This window comes from Halomonas campaniensis (assembly GCF_014193375.1).
Classification (GTDB): Bacteria; Pseudomonadota; Gammaproteobacteria; order Pseudomonadales; family Halomonadaceae; genus Halomonas; species Halomonas campaniensis.
Genome location: NZ_JACHZF010000004.1, coordinates 38973 through 57266 on the forward strand (window position 1 = coordinate 38973; position 18294 = coordinate 57266).

Annotated in this window: 15 protein-coding genes; 7 read left to right on the forward strand and 8 right to left on the reverse strand. The window is 69.2% G+C overall.

Annotated features, from left to right (window positions below):
• Positions 1-347: 347 nt before the first annotated feature.
• The gene (gene ilvA, locus BDK63_RS03120; protein ID WP_183329873.1) at positions 348-1862 is read right to left on the reverse strand and encodes a threonine ammonia-lyase, biosynthetic; all 1515 of its coding nucleotides are present in this window, start codon (positions 1860-1862) and stop codon (positions 348-350) included.
• Between the two features lie 349 nt (positions 1863-2211).
• On the opposite strand from ilvA, the gene rpiA reads away from it, so the two are divergent.
• Complete coding sequence (rpiA, locus tag BDK63_RS03125; protein WP_183329874.1) at positions 2212-2886, forward strand: ribose-5-phosphate isomerase RpiA; 675 nt, start codon at positions 2212-2214, stop codon at positions 2884-2886.
• A gap of 31 nt (positions 2887-2917) precedes the next feature.
• On the opposite strand, the gene waaA is transcribed toward rpiA, so the two are convergent.
• Genes waaA through BDK63_RS03140 form a run of 3 tightly spaced genes read right to left on the reverse strand, consistent with a single transcriptional unit; the run spans position 2918 to position 6715 of the window.
• The gene (gene waaA, locus BDK63_RS03130; protein WP_183329875.1) at positions 2918-4195 is read right to left on the reverse strand and encodes a lipid IV(A) 3-deoxy-D-manno-octulosonic acid transferase; all 1278 of its coding nucleotides are present in this window, start codon (positions 4193-4195) and stop codon (positions 2918-2920) included.
• Positions 4195-5625, reverse strand: coding sequence for a bifunctional D-glycero-beta-D-manno-heptose-7-phosphate kinase/D-glycero-beta-D-manno-heptose 1-phosphate adenylyltransferase HldE (gene hldE, locus BDK63_RS03135; RefSeq protein WP_183329876.1), 1431 nt, complete (start codon positions 5623-5625; stop codon positions 4195-4197). The genes waaA and hldE overlap by 1 nt, the downstream gene beginning before the upstream one ends.
• Entirely contained in the window at positions 5615-6715 is a 1101-nt protein-coding gene (locus tag BDK63_RS03140; protein WP_183329877.1) for a glycosyltransferase family 9 protein, read from the reverse strand. Before BDK63_RS03140 ends, hldE begins: the two co-directional genes overlap by 11 nt.
• On the opposite strand from BDK63_RS03140, the gene BDK63_RS03145 reads away from it, so the two are divergent.
• Positions 6714-7424 (forward strand): 3-deoxy-D-manno-octulosonic acid kinase, encoded by a 711-nt coding sequence (locus tag BDK63_RS03145; protein WP_183329878.1) that lies wholly within the window; start codon positions 6714-6716, stop codon positions 7422-7424. The two genes, BDK63_RS03140 and BDK63_RS03145, sit on opposite strands and share 2 nt — an antisense overlap.
• Here BDK63_RS03145 and BDK63_RS03150 read toward each other — a convergent pair.
• On the reverse strand, positions 7421-8548 hold the full coding sequence (locus tag BDK63_RS03150; protein ID WP_246385743.1) for a glycosyltransferase family 4 protein: 1128 nt from the start codon (positions 8546-8548) through the stop codon (positions 7421-7423). The genes BDK63_RS03145 and BDK63_RS03150 overlap by 4 nt on opposite strands.
• A gap of 38 nt (positions 8549-8586) precedes the next feature.
• Between BDK63_RS03150 and BDK63_RS03155 the strand changes: the two genes are divergently transcribed.
• Positions 8587-9684: a glycosyltransferase family 9 protein gene (locus tag BDK63_RS03155; protein ID WP_183329879.1), complete on the forward strand. Its 1098-nt coding sequence runs from the start codon at positions 8587-8589 to the stop codon at positions 9682-9684.
• On the opposite strand, the gene BDK63_RS03160 is transcribed toward BDK63_RS03155, so the two are convergent.
• Positions 9635-10417 (reverse strand): glycosyltransferase family 2 protein, encoded by a 783-nt coding sequence (locus tag BDK63_RS03160; protein ID WP_183329880.1) that lies wholly within the window; start codon positions 10415-10417, stop codon positions 9635-9637. The two genes, BDK63_RS03155 and BDK63_RS03160, sit on opposite strands and share 50 nt — an antisense overlap.
• Before the next feature lie 128 nt (positions 10418-10545).
• Here BDK63_RS03160 and BDK63_RS03165 point away from each other — a divergent pair, with 128 nt between their 5' ends.
• A complete protein-coding gene (locus BDK63_RS03165; protein WP_183329881.1) occupies positions 10546-12222 on the forward strand; it encodes a sulfatase-like hydrolase/transferase in 1677 nt (558 codons plus the stop codon).
• Between the two features lie 14 nt (positions 12223-12236).
• Here BDK63_RS03165 and waaF read toward each other — a convergent pair whose 3' ends face one another.
• Positions 12237-13286, reverse strand: a complete 1050-nt coding sequence (waaF, locus tag BDK63_RS03170) for a lipopolysaccharide heptosyltransferase II (protein WP_183329882.1) — start codon at positions 13284-13286, stop codon at positions 12237-12239.
• Complete coding sequence (rfaD, locus tag BDK63_RS03175) at positions 13279-14235, reverse strand: ADP-glyceromanno-heptose 6-epimerase (RefSeq protein ID WP_183329883.1); 957 nt, start codon at positions 14233-14235, stop codon at positions 13279-13281. The genes waaF and rfaD overlap by 8 nt, the downstream gene beginning before the upstream one ends.
• A gap of 97 nt (positions 14236-14332) precedes the next feature.
• On the opposite strand from rfaD, the gene glyQ reads away from it, so the two are divergent.
• The 3 genes from glyQ (at position 14333) to gmhB (ending at position 18169) form a co-directional block, all read left to right on the forward strand.
• Positions 14333-15295: a glycine--tRNA ligase subunit alpha gene (gene glyQ / locus BDK63_RS03180; RefSeq protein WP_183329884.1), complete on the forward strand. Its 963-nt coding sequence runs from the start codon at positions 14333-14335 to the stop codon at positions 15293-15295.
• Positions 15295-17361: a glycine--tRNA ligase subunit beta gene (glyS, locus tag BDK63_RS03185; RefSeq protein WP_183329885.1), complete on the forward strand. Its 2067-nt coding sequence runs from the start codon at positions 15295-15297 to the stop codon at positions 17359-17361. The genes glyQ and glyS overlap by 1 nt, the downstream gene beginning before the upstream one ends.
• A 238-nt stretch (positions 17362-17599) precedes the next feature.
• Positions 17600-18169: a D-glycero-beta-D-manno-heptose 1,7-bisphosphate 7-phosphatase gene (gene gmhB / locus BDK63_RS03190; RefSeq protein ID WP_183329886.1), complete on the forward strand. Its 570-nt coding sequence runs from the start codon at positions 17600-17602 to the stop codon at positions 18167-18169.
• Positions 18170-18294: the final 125 nt, after the last annotated feature.

Below are 18294 nucleotides of genomic sequence, written 5' to 3' on the forward strand. Positions count from 1 at the left end.
GCCGGTGGCATCGGCCCCCGCGGGGCGTGCTCTGGTCATGGCGCTGCCGGCCGGATTCGGGCTCAGTTGCCCACCAGCGCCTGGGCATAACCGGTCGCCACGACGCCAATGCCGAATACCAGCACCAGTGCCATGACCAGATCGGGCTTGCGCTTCATCGTCGACTCCAGGAGGGAAGGGTTACCACATGCCACCCACGCCCGAGGGGGGAGCGGCGTCGCAACGACTATAGGGCCAGTCCCCCGGGTATGACAACTGCCGTTTCAACGGTGTTACATATCTAAACACACGGTTGGTCGGGGCTGCGGCGCGAGTCAGCGCTCACCTCGCCGCCATCGGCAGCGCGCTCAGGCCATGAACAGGCGATAGGCGGCGTTGTCGCTCTCCTTCCAGTAGCGATAGCCGATCTCGTCGAAGTGCTCCTCGACGTGGGAGCGGTCGCCGTTGGGGATCTGCATGCCCACCAGCACGCGGCCATAGGCGGCCCCGTGGTTACGGTAGTGGAACAGCGAGATGTTCCAGTCGTGGGGCAGGTGGGTGAGGAAGTTCATCAGCGCCCCGGGGCGTTCGGGAAACTCGAAGCGGTAGACCTCCTCGTCGAACTGCTCCTTCGGGCGGCCGCCGCCCAGGTGGCGGATGTGCAGCTTGGCCAGTTCGTTGTCGGTGAGGTCCTCCACCGGGTAGCCCGCCTCGCGCAGCCGGTCGATCACCGCCTGGCGGTCCTCGCCGCCGGGCTTGACCTGGACGCCGACGAAGATATGGGCGCTTTCGGGGTCCGCATAGCGGTAGTTGAACTCGGTCACCATGCGCTTGCCGATGGTCCGGCAGAACTTCTTGAAACTGCCCGGCTGCTCCGGGATGGTCACCGCCAGGATCGCCTCGCGCTGCTCGCCCAGTTCGGTGCGCTCGGCGATGTGCTGCAGGCGGTCGAAGTTGGTGTTGGCTCCGGAGTTGATGCACAGCAGGGTCTGCCCCTCGGCGCCGGTCTGCTGGATGTACTTCTTGAGGCCCGCCAGGGACAGGGCACCGGAGGTCTCGGCGACCGCGCGGGTATCCTCGAAGATGTCCTTCACCGCGGCGCACATCTCGTCGGTATTGACGGTGATGACGTCGTCGATCAGGTCGCGGACGATGGAGAAGGGCACCTTGCCGATCTGGGCCACGGCGACCCCCTCGGCGAAGACCCCCACCTGGTCGAGGGTGACCCGCTTGCCAGCCGCCATGGCGGCCTTGAGGCAGGCACTGTCCTCGGACTCGACGCCGATCACCTTGATGTCCGGACGCAGGTACTTGACGTAGGCGGCCACGCCGGCGATCAGGCCGCCGCCGCCCACCGGCACGAAGATGGCATCCAGCGGGCCGGCGTGCTGGCGCAGGATCTCCACGGCCACGGTGCCCTGGCCGGCAATCACGTCGATGTCGTCGAAGGGCGGGATATAGGTGTAGCCATGCTCCTTGATCAGCTCCTGGGCATGCTCGGCGGCCGCAGCGAAGGCGTCCCCCTTGAGCACCACCTTGGCCCCGCGGGCGCGCACCGCCTGGACCTTGATCTCCGGCGTGATACGCGGCATCACGATCACCGCCTTGACGCCCATCAGCTTGGCCGCCATCGCCAGGCCCTGGGCATGGTTGCCGGCGGATGCCGCGATCACGCCCCTGGCCTTCTGCTCCTCGCTGAGCTGGGCCATCTTGTTGTAGGCCCCGCGAATCTTGAAGGAGTAGACCGGCTGCAGGTCCTCGCGCTTGATCAGGATGGTGTTGTGGAAGCGGCGGGAAAGGAAGGGGGCCGGGGAGATCGGCGTTTCCCGGGCGGCTTCGTAGACCCGGGCCTGGAGAATCTTCTTGACGGTAGCTTCGAGCATCCTGATATCCCAGAGGCGTGACGCGGGGCGGCAGACGGTTGCTGCACTGCAGAGAACCCCTATTGGTAGCATCCCGGCCCACATGGCGTCCAGCGGCGCCATGGCAGGCTGGGCTATCGCAATTACCGACAGGGTGATAGCGAAAGGCGCCGGGGACAGGTCGGAGAGGGGGTCCGAGGACCAGGGATGGCCGAGGTAGCCTACAGGGAAGTACTCGTAGCGCCCCATCGAGGGCCTGTCGCCGGAACAGCCTTGAGCGGCACCGCGCCCTGATCGGCAGGCGGGACTTGCTGCTCTATAATGGCGCCCGACCTGTTGCCCACCCATCCCACCAGCCGGAGAGCGAACCATGACCCAGGACGAACTGAAGGACGCCGTCGCCGCGGCCGCCATCGACGAGATCACGCCCTGGCTCGAGCGCGATACCGTACTCGGCATCGGCACCGGCTCCACCGCCAACCGGTTCATCGACCGGCTCGCCAGGCTGCGTGACGACTTCAAGGGCGCCGTGGCCAGCTCCGAGGCCAGTGCCGAGCGGCTGCGCGGTCACGGCATCGAGGTGTTCGAGCTCAACAGCGTGGGCACCGTCCCCTTCTACATCGACGGCGCCGACGAAGTGAACGCTCACCTGCACATGATCAAGGGCGGCGGCGCGGCCCTGACCCGGGAGAAGATCGTCGCCGCCTGCGCCGAGCGTTTCATCTGCATCGCCGACGCCTCCAAGAAGGTCGAGCGGCTGGGTGAGTTCCCGCTCCCGGTGGAGGTGATCCCCATGGCGCGCTCCTACGTGGCCCGTGAACTGGTCAGGCTCGGCGCCGACCCGGTCTACCGCGAAGGGGTGGTCACCGACAACGGCAACCAGATCCTCGACTGCTTCGACTTCATGATCGACGACCCGGTGGCCATGGAAGCCAGGATCAACGCCATCGTCGGCGTGGTCACCAACGGCCTGTTCGCCGCCCGGGGCGCCGACGTGCTGCTGCTGGGCGCCGAGAGTGGCGTGACACGCCTCATCCCCGCCTGACGCCCCAGGGGGGCGCCGCCAAAGTGAGCGCTCACTTCGCAGGCAGAAGCCGCGCCAGGCCCTCCAGGGTGCGTTCAAGCGCTCCGCGGTTGGCCGCCACCACGGCGCGGCCCGCCTCCCCCAGCCGGCGCCGCTCCGCCTCGTCGGCGAACAGCCGAGCCAGGGCGGCGGCCAGCGCGGCCTCGTCGGCCACCTCCACCAGGGCATCGGCCTCCCGCAGCACCTCCGCCACCTCCGCGAAGTTGGCAAGCTCATGGCCGGTGAGCACCGGCACCCCCAGCGCCGCCGGCTCCAGCAGGTTGTGTCCCCCGATCGGGACCAGGCTGCCCCCCACGAAGGCGAGGTCGGCGGCGCCGTAGAGCGCCAGCAGCTCCCCCATGGTATCGCCCAGGTAGACCGCCGCGGTGGCCGCCGGCCATTCGCCGCGGGAACGGCGCGCCGCTGGCATGCCCGCCTGCTGGCACAGCGCCGCCACGGCCTCGAAGCGCTGGGGGTGACGGGGCACCAGCACCAGCAGCGCCTCGGGGAGGGTCTCCCGGAGCCGGGCATGAGCGGCCAGCAGCAGCGCCTCCTCGCCCTCGTGGGTGGAGCCGGCCACCCACACCGGCCGCTCGCCCAGCCGCATGCGCAAGCGCTCACTTACTTCACGCGCCCCGTGATCGCGGGCGATATCGAACTTGAGCGAGCCCACCACCGAGGTACGCCCGGGCGCCATGCCCAGCGCCGCGAATCGCTCGGCGTCGGCGGTAGACTTGGCGGCCAGCCAGTCGACGCCGGCCAGGGCTTCGCGCATCAGCGGGCGCAGCCGGCGATAGCCGCGGAAGGCCCGCGGTGAGAGGCGCCCGTTGACCACCGCCACCGGCACGCCGCGGCGGTGGCAGGCGTGAAGCAGGTTGGGCCACAGCTCGGTCTCGAAGAACAGCGCCAGTTCGGGACGCAGGCGCCCGACGAAGCGCGCCGCCGCGGCGGGGAAGTCCAGGGGCACGAAGCGGTGGACCAGCCGCCCGTCGCGGCGGGCCCCTGCCAGGGCCAGGGCGCGCTCGGCGCCGGTGGCGGTCATGGTGGTGAGGGTGAGGCGGTGCCGGGGATAGCGGTCGAGCAGCGCCTCGATCAGCGGGCGGGCCGCCTGCACCTCGCCCACCGAGGCGCAGTGGAGCCACAGCATGGGCTCGCCGGTGGGCGTCTCGGGAACCTGTCCCAGGCGCAGCTCACGGGGGTTGGTGAGTGCATGCTCACGGCGCAGGCGCCGCCAGGCGAGCGGCGCGACAAGATGCAGTGCCGCCGAATAGAGGCCCCGGGCCCAGCCCATCAGGTCTCGCGATCGAGGATGGTGGAGATCATCGCCGTGGTGGAGACGCCGTCCTCGAAGCCCAGCACCCGCACCTCGCCGCCGGCCTCGCGCACCGCCTCACCGCCCGCGATCTGCTCGGGGCGATAGTCGCCCCCCTTGACCAGCACGTCGGGCAGCACCGCCTCGATCAGCCGCTGGGGGGTGTCCTCGGCGAAGGGCACCACCCAGTCCACCGCCCCCAGGCCGGCCAGCACCTGCATGCGCCGGGCCAGGGGGTTGATGGGCCGCTTGGGGCCCTTGAGACGCGCGATGGAGGCGTCGTCGTTGACGGCCACGATCAGGCGGTCGCCCAACTTGCGGGCCTGCTCGAGGTAGGCGACATGGCCGGCATGGAGGATGTCGAAGCAGCCATTGGTCATCACCACCCGCTCGCCCCGGGCCTGGGCGGCACGCACCGCCTCGATCAGCGCCGGCTCCTCGATCACCCCGAACTCGGCCAGCTTGTCGCCGTGCAGGGCGGTATAGAGCTCGGCAATGGAGAGGGTGGCGGTGCCCGGCTTGGCCACCACCAGGCCGGCGGCCAGGTTGGCCAGGGTCATCGCCTCGGGGAAGCCATGGCCGGCCGCCAGGGCCAGGCCCAGCACGCCGATCACGGTATCGCCGGCGCCGGTGACGTCATAGACCTCACGGGCCCGGGTCGGCAGGTGCAGCGGCTCATGTCCCTCGCGGATCAGCGTCATGCCCTTCTCGCTGCGGGTAATCAGCAGCGCCTCGAGCTCGAGCTCGGCGCACAGCGCCTGGCCGCGGGCGGCCAGCTCGGCGTCGTCACGGCAGTGGCCCACCACCGCCTCGAACTCGGTCAGGTTGGGGGTGATCACGCTGGCCCCGCGGTAGCGGGTGAAGTCGCTCCCCTTGGGGTCCACCAGCACCCGCTTGCCGCTGGCCCGCACCAGGCGGATCAGCGCCTCGACCTGGTTCAGGGTGCCCTTGCCGTAGTCGGAGAGGATCACCAGGTCACAGGCCGGCAGGGCGGCCTCGACCCGGGCCAGCAGGCCCGAGGTGTCGACCTCGCCGAGCCCCTCCTCGAAGTCCAGGCGAATCAGCTGCTGGTTGCGGCTCATCACCCGGAGCTTGGTGATGGTGGGAATCCCGGGGCTGCGATCGAAGTGAGTGCTCACTCCGGCGCTCTCCAGCCGGGCCACCAGGCGGTCGGCATTGTCGTCGGCGCCGACCAGCCCGGCCAGGGCGGCATGGGCACCCAGCGAGGCGATGTTCAACGCCACGTTGGCCGCACCGCCGGGGCGATCCTCGGACTCCTCGACCCGCACCACCGGCACCGGCGCCTCGGGGGAGATCCGCGAGGTGCCACCGTGCCAGTAGCGGTCGAGCATCACGTCGCCCACCACCAGCAGGCGCGAGTGTTCCAAGGCGGTCAGGTCAAGTTTCATCGGCGGGGAACTCCCTCTCCTTGTGGTCCTGGACGTGCCGCAGCACGGCCTCGAGCCGCTCGATCACGTCCTCGGCATGGATCAGCGACATGGCATCGGGGTGGCGAACCCGCTGTCCCCACGGGACCTCCTCGAGATCCTTGTGCAGGTAGCTCCGCACGGCATCCGGGTAGCGGTCGACCACGAAGTCTCGCCAGCAGTAGGGGCCGGCGCGATCGGGATTGGTGGTGGCATAGAGGCCGACCACCGGGGCGCCCAGGGCATTGGCCATGTGCACCGGCCCCGAATCGGGGCCAATCACCGCCCGAGCCCGGACGATCAGCGCCAGCAGCCCCTTCAGCGAGGTCCCGCCGATGGCGTCGATCACCGCCTCGGGCTGGCAGAGCGCCTGGATGCGCTCGCCCATCTCGCGTTCCTGGGTGCTGCCGCCACCGGTCAGCACCGTCCGGAAGCCGTGCTGGGTCCAGGCGTGCTCGATCACCGCCGCATAGCCCTCGGCGGACCAGTTGCGGAAGTTGCGCAGGCGCGGGTTGGCACAGGGGCTCGTCAGCAGGTAGGGCGATTCGCCGGTGAGGGAGGCGGCCTCGTCATGGGCCGAGGGCGGGATCGACAGGTTCCACCGGGGGGTCAGGTCCTCCACGCCGAGCAGCCGGGCGAAGTCCAGGAAGGACTCCAGCACGTGGGCCCGTGGATGGGGGGTCAGCTGGCGGTGGGTGAACCAGTGCTGGGCATCCTTGGCCCGCGCCTTGTCGTAGCCGATCCGCACATCGGCCTTGAGCCCCAGCGACAGCACGCTGGCCCGCAGCGCCTGCTGCATGTGCAGCAGGACGTCGAAGCGCGTATCGGCCAGCTCGCGCCACAGCGCGCGCATGCCGGAAAGCCCCGAGCCCTTGTCGTAGACCACGAACTCGACCCCGGAGAGGCCGGACAGTAGACTGTGCTCGCCCTTGCCGATGATCCAGGTGATGCGCGCCTCGGGCCACTGGCGCTGCAGGGCACGAACCGTCGGCACCAGGTTGCACACATCGCCCAGGGCGGAGAGTCGCAGCACGCCGATGTGCCGGGGTTGGGCGGGCAGAGGATGCTTCATGCGCTTGGCAACATGTCGGACGGGAAAGATATCCATTCTATATGATGCGGACAGTTTATGTGACGCCGGGAAGGCGCCACAAATCGGCCCGCACCTGGTCGACCCCGACCACTGGCGACACGCCGGCCGCGTCATCGGCGAGGCCCCCGGCCGGGGCGCCAGCCTGTTCCTCGACGCCGGCGCCGGTCGCGAATGGGTGCTGCGCCCCTACCGCCGCGGTGGCCTGGTGGCCCGGCTCAATGCGAGCCGCTATCTGTGGACCGGCCTCGAGCGCACCCGCGCCTTTCGGGAACTTCGCCTGACCGCCGACCTGCATGACCGCGGCCTGCCGGTGCCTCGCCCCGTCGCTGCCGGCGTGACCCGCCATGGCCCGACCTACGAGGCCGCCCTCGTCACGTGCAGGATTGCCGGGGCCCGCGCCCTGGCCAGCCTGCTGGAAGGCGATGAAACCAATGACGACCTGCTGAAGCACGTCGGCGCCACCATCCGCCGCTTCCACGATGCCGGCCTCGACCATGTCGACCTCAACGCCCGCAACCTGCTGATCGACAAGGACAAAAAGACCTGGCTGATCGACCTGGACCGATGCCGACTGCGCCAGGACGGTGCCTGGAAGACCCGCAACCTCGATCGGCTGGCACGGTCGCTGGCAAAGTTCGGCGCCCCGGAGGCCATGGCGCCGATCCGGCGGGGCTATGGGGACAGCTAGCCCGAGCGGGTAGCCGAATACTCCTCGATCAAGCCCGCCACATGGGCCGCCAGGGTGAAGTCTGCCAGCACTCGCTGGCGCGCCGCCTTGCCGAGCCGCGCGCGCAGCGCCGCATCGCCCGCCAGTTCGGCCATCGCCGCGGCCCAGGCATCGGCATCCTCGGGGGCCGCCAGGCGCCCGGTTCCGGCATCGAGCAGCTCGGGAATCGCCCCGCTGTCGCTGCCGATGACCGCCTTGCCGGCGGCCATGGCCTCGATCACCGTCAGCCCGAAGGCCTCGTTGCGCGAGGGCACGCAGACGATATCCAGCGCCTCGAAGAGTCGCGGCAGGTCACGGCGAAAGCCGGCCAGGGTGACCCGGGACGCGAGCCCCAGCTCGGCCAGGCGGGTCCTCAGCCGTGCCACGTAGGCCTCGTCGCTGCCCTCCTCGGCCCTCAGCCCGCCGATCAGCACCCCGTGCCAGGCCGGCGCCGCCTCACCCAGGCGAGCCAGGGCCTCGATCCAGACCTCCTGCCCCTTGCCCGGCGTCAGCCGCCCCGGAAGTCCGATGGCTACCGCACCCTCGGGCACCCCCAGCCCGCGTCGCAGCGAGGCACGCTCCCGGTCATCGAGGCGCGGCGCGTAGGGTTCGGGGTCGATGCCCAGGTAGAGCCGGCGAATTCGCTCGGCCGGCAGCGGGAAGGCCGCCAGGTTGCGCTGTCGGGTCGCCTCGCTGATGGAGAGGAGCCGGGTCACGCGCCCATAGGCCCAGCGGTGATAGGGATCCTTCTTGGGCCGGGTGACGCCCATGTGGTCGGTGAAGAAGAGCCTGAGCGACGGCCGCAGCGTTGCCAGCAGCGCCCCCAGGCGCAGGTCGCTGGACTTGTGGCAGTGGATCACGCCGATATCGTGGGCCTTCAGGTAGCCCAGCAGGCGGCGGGCGGCCAGCAGCGCCCGCCCCTTCGACGGCACGGTAAGCGGCGTGACGCCCGCCTCCCGGAAGCTCTCCGCGACCCGGGAGCCGGCCAGCGCCAGCCCATGGGCCTGCCACCCCTGTCGAGCCAGCTCGGGTATAATCCGTGACGGATACATTTCCAGTCCGCCCCAGCCGTTCGAGAGGCAGATATGCAGGACCTTGCGCGACAAGGGGGTCTCCTTTCCGGTAGCGGGGCTCGGGAGCCCGGATGACTTCAACTTCCGCCGCCGCCCGCAGGACGCCTCCGCGCCTGCTGGTGGTGCGCAACGACAAGCTCGGCGACTTCATGCTGGCCTGGCCGGCGCTGGCCTGCCTCAAGGCGGCCGAACCGCAGCCCCATGTCAGCGTGCTGGTGCCCGCCTACACGGCGCCCATGGCGCGACTCTGCCCCTGGGTCGACCGGGTGCTGATCGACCCGGGCGAGGGTGCCGAACGCCGCGAGCGTCGGCGGCTGCTCGCCGAGGTGAAGGGGGAGCGCTTCGATGCCCTCCTCACGCTGTTCTCCACCCCGCGCATCGGCTGGCTGGGCTGGCGGGCCGGGATTCCCCTGCGGTTTGCCCCGGCCACCAAGTGGGCGCAGTTATTCTACAACCGACGCCTCGTCCAGCGCAGGTCGCGTTCGGAAAAACCGGAGTACCGCTACAACCTGGCGCTGGCCGAAGCGTTGCTTGACGAGCTGGGCCTCGCCCTGCCATCGCCACCGACGCCCCCCTACTGGCCGCTTCCCGACGCCGAGCGAAAGGCCGAGCGCCGGCGGATTGCCGAGGAACTCGGGATCGACAGCCACCGCCCCTGGTGCTTCCTGCACGGGGGCAGCGGCGGCTCTGCCGTCAACCTCTCCCCTGCGCAGTACGCCGAGCTGGCCTGCCGCATCGAGTCGCATCTCGGCGGGGCGCCGGCGCCGGTATGGCTGCTGACCGCGGGGCCCGGCGAGGAAGGGGTGGCCGAGGCGATCCGCGAGAGGATCGTCTCGGCGGGCTACACGGCCGAGCGGCTGCCGTCGCGGAGCGGCCTCGACGCCTTCGCCCGCAGCCTCTCGGCCGCCGACCTCTTCATCGCCGGCTCCACCGGCCCCCTGCATATCGCCGGCTGCCTCGACCTGCCCACGGCGGGCTTCTATCCGGCCCGTCGTTCGGCGACGCCGCTGCGCTGGCAGACCTGCAACGCCGAGGAGCACCGGCTGGCCTTCAGCCCGCCGGAGCAGGCCGGGGAGCAGGACATGGGGAGTATCGATCTCGATGCGGCGGCCAAGGCGATCAGCGACCTGCTCCAGCGTCTGGCGATGGCGGCGACGTCCGTGTCCTGACCCAGAGGTCGGCATACTTGGCGAAGGTGGAGTGGGCCGAGAGAAGCGCCAGCAGCAGCCCCTGTCGACCATCGAGGAAACCCGCCTTGAGCAGGTACATACGCAGGAAACAGCCGATGCCATGGGAAATGCCCGAGGACAGGCTGCCGCGCTTGCCGCGTGCGGCCCGCTGCTCCGCCCAGGCCTGGGCGTAGTGAGCGGATTTTTCCAGATAATGGCGCAGGTCACGGTAGGTGTAGTGCAGCAGGTCACCCTCCAGAGGCTTCACGGGAAGGCCTTCCGGGTTCTCGAGCTTCTCGTGGACCAGGGCGGCATTGTAGCCGGCACGGCCCCGCGGATAGAGACGAGCCACCCGGTCAGGGTACCAGCCGGAGTGGCGGATATAGTCCCCGAAGCACCATGAGAGGCGCGGCAGAGTGAAGATCGCCGCCTCGCCCCTCCCGAGCGCCTGCTGGATGCTGGCTCGCAGCTCGGGCGTCACCCGCTCGTCGGCGTCGACCATCAGGATCCAGTCGCTCTCTACCCGCGACTCGGCCCGCTGGCGCTGGATGCCGAAACCCTGCCAGTCGTCTTCCACCACCACCTTGTCGGTAAACTGTCGTGCAATCCGGCAGGTATCATCCACGCTGCCGGCATCCACCACCACGATCTCGTCGACCCAGGCCAGCGTTTCCAGGCAGGCAGGCAGGTGAGCCTGCTCGTTCTTGACGATCAGCACGGCAGCAATCGACATCGTCTATCCTTGGGTAATGGCTTGTCGCCGCCCAGTGTAAGCCGGCCTCACGGCCCCGCCAAACTCCGGAAGTGCGGCCTGCCGCTCCAACTTGTTAAGCTGGGGCAAACCCATCCGATGATCCCCTCATGACCAGCCGTCTCCTGACCACCCCCCTTCGCCAGCCGCGCTGGTGGGCCCTGCTCGTCATCGGCCTCTGCATCGGCCATGCCGCCGTGGCCGTGACCCGACTGCCGCCCTGGGGCCTGGTACCGGTCGCCGCCGCCTGGCTCGGACTGGGCTGGCTGCTGCGCTGGGGCGCTCCACGGCATTCCCGCCGGCCCGCCAGGGTCTGGCCCTGGTCGCTGTTGCCCATCGCGCTCTGGGGGCTCTACGTCTACCTGGCCGACAGCTTCGGTATCGTCGATCTGGGGGCGATCTTCTTCCACCTCCAGGCGGGCATGTCCGACCACGGCGGCACCGACCGCCTGCTGGCCGCGGTCCTCTATACCCTGTCGATGGCGGCCCTGCTGGTCTCCTTCACCTGGCTGGTCCGCCGCGACCACCGCTGGCGACTGGGCGAGCGGCTGCTGGCCCTGGTGCTGCTGGCCAGCAACCCGCTGTTCTACGGGATGACCCAGCGCGGGGCGGCCATCGTCACCGATGACGGCGCCTGGCTGGATCGCCGCTATGTCCCGCCGGCGATCCGCGAGGCCCCAGACGCTCCCCCCAACCTGCTGCTGCTCTACCTGGAGAGCATCGAACGCACCTACGCGGACCGCGAGCGCTTCGGCGATGCCTACGCCCACCTGGACGCCATCGGTGAACGGGGCCGGGTCTTCGAGGCGGTCCGCCAGATCGAGAACACCGGCTGGACCATGGCCGGGATGATCGCCAGCCAGTGCGGCACGCCACTGATGCCCGCCGGCCTGCTCCACGACAGCCAGTTCGAGCCACTGGGCCGCGTCGTCCCCGGCGTTGACTGCCTCGGCGACGTGCTGGCCGGGCAGGGCTATCGCCTCGCCTACCTGGGCGGTGCCAGCAAGGCCTTCGCCGGCAAGGGAATCTTCTACGAGGACCATGGCTTCGAGACGGTGCTGGGCCGGGAGGAGCTCGCCCCCCGGCTCGAGGACCCCGACTACGTCAACAACTGGGGACTCTACGACGACAGCCTCTACGACTTTACCGTCGAGGAGATCAGGCGCCTGGAGGCCGAGGGCGACGGTCCCTGGGGCGTGGTCAACCTGAGCCTCGCCGGCCACGCGCCCAACGGCTATCCGTCCCAGGCCTGCCGAGAACGCCAGGGGGAATTCGACGGCCAGGACATCCTCTACTCGGTGGAGTGTTCGGCCTGGCTGGCACGCGACCTGATCGAGCGACTGGACGCGGACGGGCTGCTGGACAACACCCTGGTGGCGATCGCCAGCGACCACCTGACCATGCGCGTTTCCGTCTGGGACGAGCTGACCCGGGGCGAGCGTGACAATACCTTCATGCTGCTTGGCCCCGGTATCGCGACCGGCACCCGCACCCGCCGTGAATCCTCCATGGTCGACCTCTTCCCGACCCTCCTGGAGGCCATGGGCTTCGTCATCGACGGGCATCGTGCCGGCCTGGGGGTCTCGCTGCTGTCCCCGGCTCCCACCCTGCTCGAGTCCCACGGCCAGGCCGACCTGGCAGCCCGCATGCACGAGGAGACGGCACTGCAGCAGCGCCTGTGGGAAGGGCTGGTGCCGGAGCGTCGTGAGGAGGAGCCAGCCCCCCAGGAGCAGGTCGTGGAAGCCCCCGAGGACGCGACCGGCGAGGCGCCCGCCGAGGTGCAGTGACGGCGTCGGGGGCCTCAGCCCCGGGCGAGGGTCGCCGCGCGGCTCGCCAGCACGGCGGCCAGCAGCCGCTCGGGCGGGATCTCCGTGAGGCAGCGGGTATGGCCCAGGGGACAGTGGCGCTGGAAGCAGGGCGAGCAGTCGATGCCGAGGTAGTGGATCTCGGCCTGGTCGGTCATCGGCGGCGTGTAGGCCGGTGACGAGGAGCCATAGATGGCCTGCACCCGGGTCCCCACGGCCGCGGCCACGTGCATCAGCCCCGAGTCGTTGGTGACCACCTGCGCGCAGTCCGCCAGCAGGTCGACGGCATCGGCCAGTCGCGTCCTGCCGCACAGGTTGTGCACCCCGTCGAGCCCCTCGCTGATGGTATCGCCGGCGGCCTGGTCCCCGGGGCCACCCAGCACCCTCACCTCGAACCCCTCGGCGACGAGCCCGCGGGCGAGCTCGCGGTAGTGGGCCAGCGGCCACTGCTTGGCGGGACCATACTCGGCACCGGGCATCAGGCCGATGGCGGGCAGCGACGAGAGCCCATGGGCCTCGCGCAGCCGCGCCTGGTTGGCCGCATCCACGGCGAGCCGGGGATACGGCAGGGGGAAATCACCGGACGCCACCTGCGCCTCCGGCAGGCCCAGGGCCACGAAGCGCTTGACGGTCTGGTCGAGGACACCCTTGTCGAGTCGACGCCGCTCGTTGAGCAGGAGGTAGCGCTGCTCACCGGTGAAGCCGATGCGGTGGGGAATGCCCGCCAGGAAGGGCACCAGCGCCGACTTCCAGGAGCGTGGCAGCACGATGGCGCGGTCGAAGCGGCCTCGCAGCGAGGCTCCGAGGGCTCGCCGCGCCGCCCAGCCGAACTCGCCGTGGCCCACCTCCAGGGGAATCACCTCGTCCACCTCCGCCATCCGCGCCAGGATCGGCTGTGACCAGGCGGGCGCGACCACCCCGATCCGGCAGCCGGGATGATGCATCTTCAGGGTGATGAACAGGCTCTGGGCCATGACCATGTCGCCCACCCACGAGGGCCCGACCACCAGGAAGCGCTCGCCGCGGGCGGCCAGGGCCTCAGCCATTCAGCCACTCCAGGTACTCGCGCACCCCCTCGGCCACGGTGCGGAACTCGCGATCGTAGCCCGCCTCCCGCAGCCGCGTGATGTCCGCGCGCGTGTAGCTCTGGTAGCGCCCCTTCAGCTCGTCGGGGAAGTCGATGTACTCGATCTCGCCCTTGCCGTGGAAATCGATCACCGCCTCGCCGATCGCCCTGAAGGGCTCGGCGCGGCCGGTGCCCAGGTTGAAGATGCCGGAGGCATCGGGGTGGTCGAGGAACCACAGGTTCACGTCCACCACGTCACCCACGTAGACGAAGTCACGGCTCTGCATGCCGGCGTCGTAGCCCTCCCAGGCGCCGAACAGCTTCACGTTCTGGCCGGCGCTGATCTGGGTATGGTGGTGGTAGGCGACACTGGCCATCTTGCCCTTGTGCTGCTCCCGGGGGCCATAGACATTGAAGTAGCGGAAGCCGACCACCTGGCTGGTGAAGTCGTCATGCCGGGCGCGAACGTACTGGTCGAAGAGCAGCTTGGAGTAGCCGTAGACGTTGAGGGGCTTCTCGTGCTCGGGCTCCTCGAAGAACACCTCGCTGCCCCCATAGGTGGCCGCCGACGAGGCGTAGAGGAAGGGAATTCCCTCACGCTGGCAGAAGTGCAGCAGCACCTTGGAGTACTCGAAGTTGTTCTCGAGCATGAACCGCCCGTCCCACTCGGTGGTGTCGGAACAGGCCCCCTGGTGGAAGATCGCCTCGATGGGCGGCAGGTGCGACGGCTCCCCGTTCAGTGCCGACTTGATCCGGGCAAGGAAGTCGTCCTTGTCCAGATAGTCGCCGAGGGTACAGTCGGCCAGGTTGACGAACTTGGTGCCGTCACTCAGGTCATCGACCACCAGGACGTCATGGTGGCCGCGGGCATTGAGTGCCTTGACCAGATTCGAGCCGATGAAGCCGGCTCCGCCTGTCACTACGATCATGGAGGATTCCTCTGTCTCGGGGCGAGCGCCTATAACCGATCTGCCTGTGATTGTATACTTGACGCCTCGTGAATTCATGGCCAACGGTGCTTCCGCAATGACACAGTCGACGCCAGACGTGGCAACCTTCCAGGGGCTGATCCTCGCCCTGCAGCAGTACTGGGCCGAACAGGGCTGCGTGATCCTGCAGCCCCTGGACATGGAGGTCGGAGCCGGCACCTTCCATCCGGCCACCTTCCTGCGCTCCATCGGACCCGAGACCTGGAACGCGGCCTACGTGCAGCCCTCCCGCCGTCCCACCGACGGCCGCTACGGCGAGAACCCCAACCGCCTGCAGCACTACTACCAGTTCCAGGTGGTGATGAAGCCCTCCCCTGCCGAGCTCCAGGAGCTCTACCTGGGCTCGCTCAAGCGGCTGGGCCTCGACCCGCTGACCCACGACATCCGCTTCGTCGAGGACAACTGGGAATCGCCCACCCTGGGCGCCTGGGGGCTGGGCTGGGAAGTCTGGCTCAACGGCATGGAGGTGACCCAGTTCACCTACTTCCAGCAGGCCGGCGGCCTGGAGTGCTTCCCGGTCACCGGCGAGCTGACCTACGGCCTGGAGCGGATCGCCATGTACCTGCAGGACGTCGACAGCGTCTACGACCTGGTCTGGACCGTGGCACCGGATGGCACCCGAGTCACCTACGGCGACGTCTATCTGCAGAACGAGCGGGAGCAGTCCGCCTACAACTTCGAACATGCCGACGTGCCCGCCCTGTTTGCGGCCTTCGACCACCAGGAGCGTGAGTGCACCAAGCTGCTGGAGGCCGGCCTGCCCCTGCCCGCCTATGAGCAGGTGCTCAAGGCCTCCCATACCTTCAACCTGCTGGATGCTCGCCACGCCATCTCCGTCACCGAGCGGCAGCGCTTCATCCTGCGGGTACGCACCATGGCCCGCGACGTGGCCCACGCCTACTACGACTCGCGCAAGGCCGCCGGCTTCCCGCTGGCCCCCGAGGCCCTGCGCCGCGAACTGCTGGACAAAGAATCGATTGCCGAACAGGGAGACGTGTGATGGCTGCCAACACCCTACTGGTTGAACTGGGCGTCGAGGAGCTGCCCCCGAGCGCCATCGACCCGCTCTCCGACGCCCTGGCCACGGGCATCCAGCGCGGCCTGGCCGAGGCCGGCGTTGCCCATGGCCCGGTGCGCGCCTATGCCACCCCGCGGCGGCTCGCCGTGCAGATCGAGGCGCTGGAGGACAAGCAGCCCGATCGCGAGGTGGAGCGCCGCGGTCCGGCACTGGCCGCCGCCTTCAAGGATGGCCAGCCGACCCGGGCCGCCGAAGGCTTCGCTCGCTCCTGCGGCGTCGCGGTCAGCGAACTGATCCACCTCGAGACCGACAAGGGCACCTGGCTCGGCTATCGCGAACAGCAGCAGGGCGAGGCCACCACCACCCTGCTGCCCGGCATCGTCGACAAGGCGATCGCTGGCCTGCCGGTACCGAAGAACATGCGCTGGGGCGCTTCCCGGGTGGAATTCTCGCGTCCGGCTCACTGGCTGGTGATGCTCTACGGCAGCGAGGTGATCGAGGCCGAGGCGCTGGGCCTCAAGGCCGGACGGACCACCCGAGGCCACCGTTTCCATGCCCCGGCGCCCCTCGAGCTGGCCGATGCGGACGGCTATCTCGCGGCCCTGGAGGGCGCCTGGGTGCTTGCCGACCGCGATGTGCGACGCGAGCGCATCCGCGAGCAGGTGCTGTCCGAGGCCGAGGTGCAGGAGGCCACGGCGGTGATCGACGAGGATCTGCTCGTCGAGGTCAGCGGCCTGGTGGAGTGGCCCGTGGCGCTGACCGGCAGCTTCGACGAACGCTTCCTCGAGGTGCCGGCCGAGTGCCTGATCTCCTCCATGAAGGCCAACCAGAAGTACTTCCACCTGCTGGATGACGAGGGTCGCCTCAAGCCGCTCTTCATCACCGTTGCCAACATCGACAGCCAGGACCCGCGCCAGGTCATCGAGGGCAACGAGAAGGTCATCCGTCCCCGCCTCGCCGATGCCGCCTTCTTCTACGACACCGACCGCAAGCGCACGCTGGCCTCACGGATAGAGGAACTCGCCGGGGTGGTGTTCCAGAAGCAGCTCGGCACCCTGGCCGACAAGGCCCACCGCAACGCCGCCGTGGCCGCCTTCATCGCCGGGCGCATCGATGGCGATGTGGCCCAGGCACGCCGCGCGGCCGAACTGGCCAAGTGTGACCTGGTCACCGAGATGGTGCTGGAGTTCCCCGAGCTGCAGGGCATCATGGGCCGCTACTACGCCGAGCATGACGGCGAACCCCGGGAGGTCGCCCAGGCGCTCGAGGAGCAATACCTGCCACGCTTCGCGACCGATGCCATTCCCTCGACTCGGACCGGCATGGCCCTGGCCCTCGCCGACCGCCTCGACACCCTGACCGGAATCTTCGGCATCGGGGCCCGCCCCACCGGCACCAAGGACCCCTTTGCCCTGCGCCGCGCCGCCATCGGGGTGCTCAACATCCTGATCAAGGGCGAGCTTGACCTGGACCTTCGCGAGCTCCTCGAGCTTTCCGCCGCCCAGCACCAGGAGCTCCCCTATGCCGAAGGGCTGGTGGAGGAGGTGCTGGGTTACATGCTCGACCGCTTCCGGGCCTGGGGGCAGGACGAGGGCATCGAGGCCGAGGTCTACCTGGCCGTTCGCGCCCGCCCGGTCAACCGGCCGCTGGACTTCGCACGGCGACTGCGCGCCGTCCACGCCTTCGCCAGCCGTGAGGAGGCCGCTGCCCTCGCCGCCGCCAACAAGCGTGTCTCCAACATCCTCGCCAAGCAGGAGGGTCCGGTCGGCGAGGAGGTGGACGTCGCACGGCTCCAGGATCCCGCCGAGAAGGCCCTGTACGAGGCCGTCAGCTCCCGCCGCGAAGGGGTCATGCCGCTATTCGCCGAGGGGCGCTACGCCGAGGCGCTGGACACCCTGGCCAGCCTGCGCGAGCCGGTCGATGCCTTCTTCGACCAGGTCATGGTAATGGCCGATGACACGGCCGTTCGCAACAACCGGCTCGCCCTCCTGGCCAGCCTGAGGGCGCTGTTCCTCGAGGTGGCGGATATCGCCCAGCTCCAGCAGTAACCGCCCCGCGGTGTCACGAGGCCGGCAGCCAACGCTGCCGGCCTTTTTCATGCGCACCCGTCCCCAACTGTTTCACGTGGAACATCGCCGCCCGGAGTCGAGCCCTCCTTGGCAGGACTCGCCCTCCACCGACAGTCGCTGACCTTCCTTTCCCATGGTCGCCTCGCCGCTTGGCATGGCGTGTTCCACGTGAAACACTCAGCTTCGTCATGCACCGATACCCGGAGACCCTTTCCCCATGCCCTCAGCCGAACGCCTGGTGATCCTCGATCGAGACGGTGTCATCAACCGGGATTCCGATGACTACGTGAAGTCCATCGACGAATGGATCCCCTACCCCACCGCCATCCTTGCCATCGCCAGGCTGACGCGTGCGGGCTGGAAGGTGGCCGTCGCCACCAACCAGTCCGGTATCGCCCGGGGCTACTATGACGAGACCGCGCTGGCCGAGATGCACGCCGCGCTGGACCGCCTGGTGCATGAGGCGGGCGGCGAGATTGCCCACATCGCCTGGTGCCCGCATGGTCCCTCTGACGGTTGCGACTGCCGCAAGCCGCTCCCGGGCCTGCTGGTGCAGATCCGTGACGCCCTGGGCCTGGAAAGCCTGGCAGGAAGCTGGATGGTGGGTGACAGCCTGCGCGATCTTCAGGCCGGTGATGCCCTGGGCTGCCATCCGGTGCTGGTCCGAACCGGCAAGGGTGAGCGCACCTTGGCCAAGCACCCCGAACTGGCTTCAGCTCACACTGAGACGCGGGTCTTTGATGACCTGGAGGGTTTCGTCGACTGGCTGCTCGAGGAGAAGGGATAAGCTGCAAGCTGCAAGCTGCAAGCTGCAAGCTGCAAGCTGCAAGCTGCAAGCTGCAGCAGGATTGTGGCCTCACCTGCCAGCCAAGCAAAAGCCCGCCATCGTTGCCGATGGCGGGCTTTTGCTTG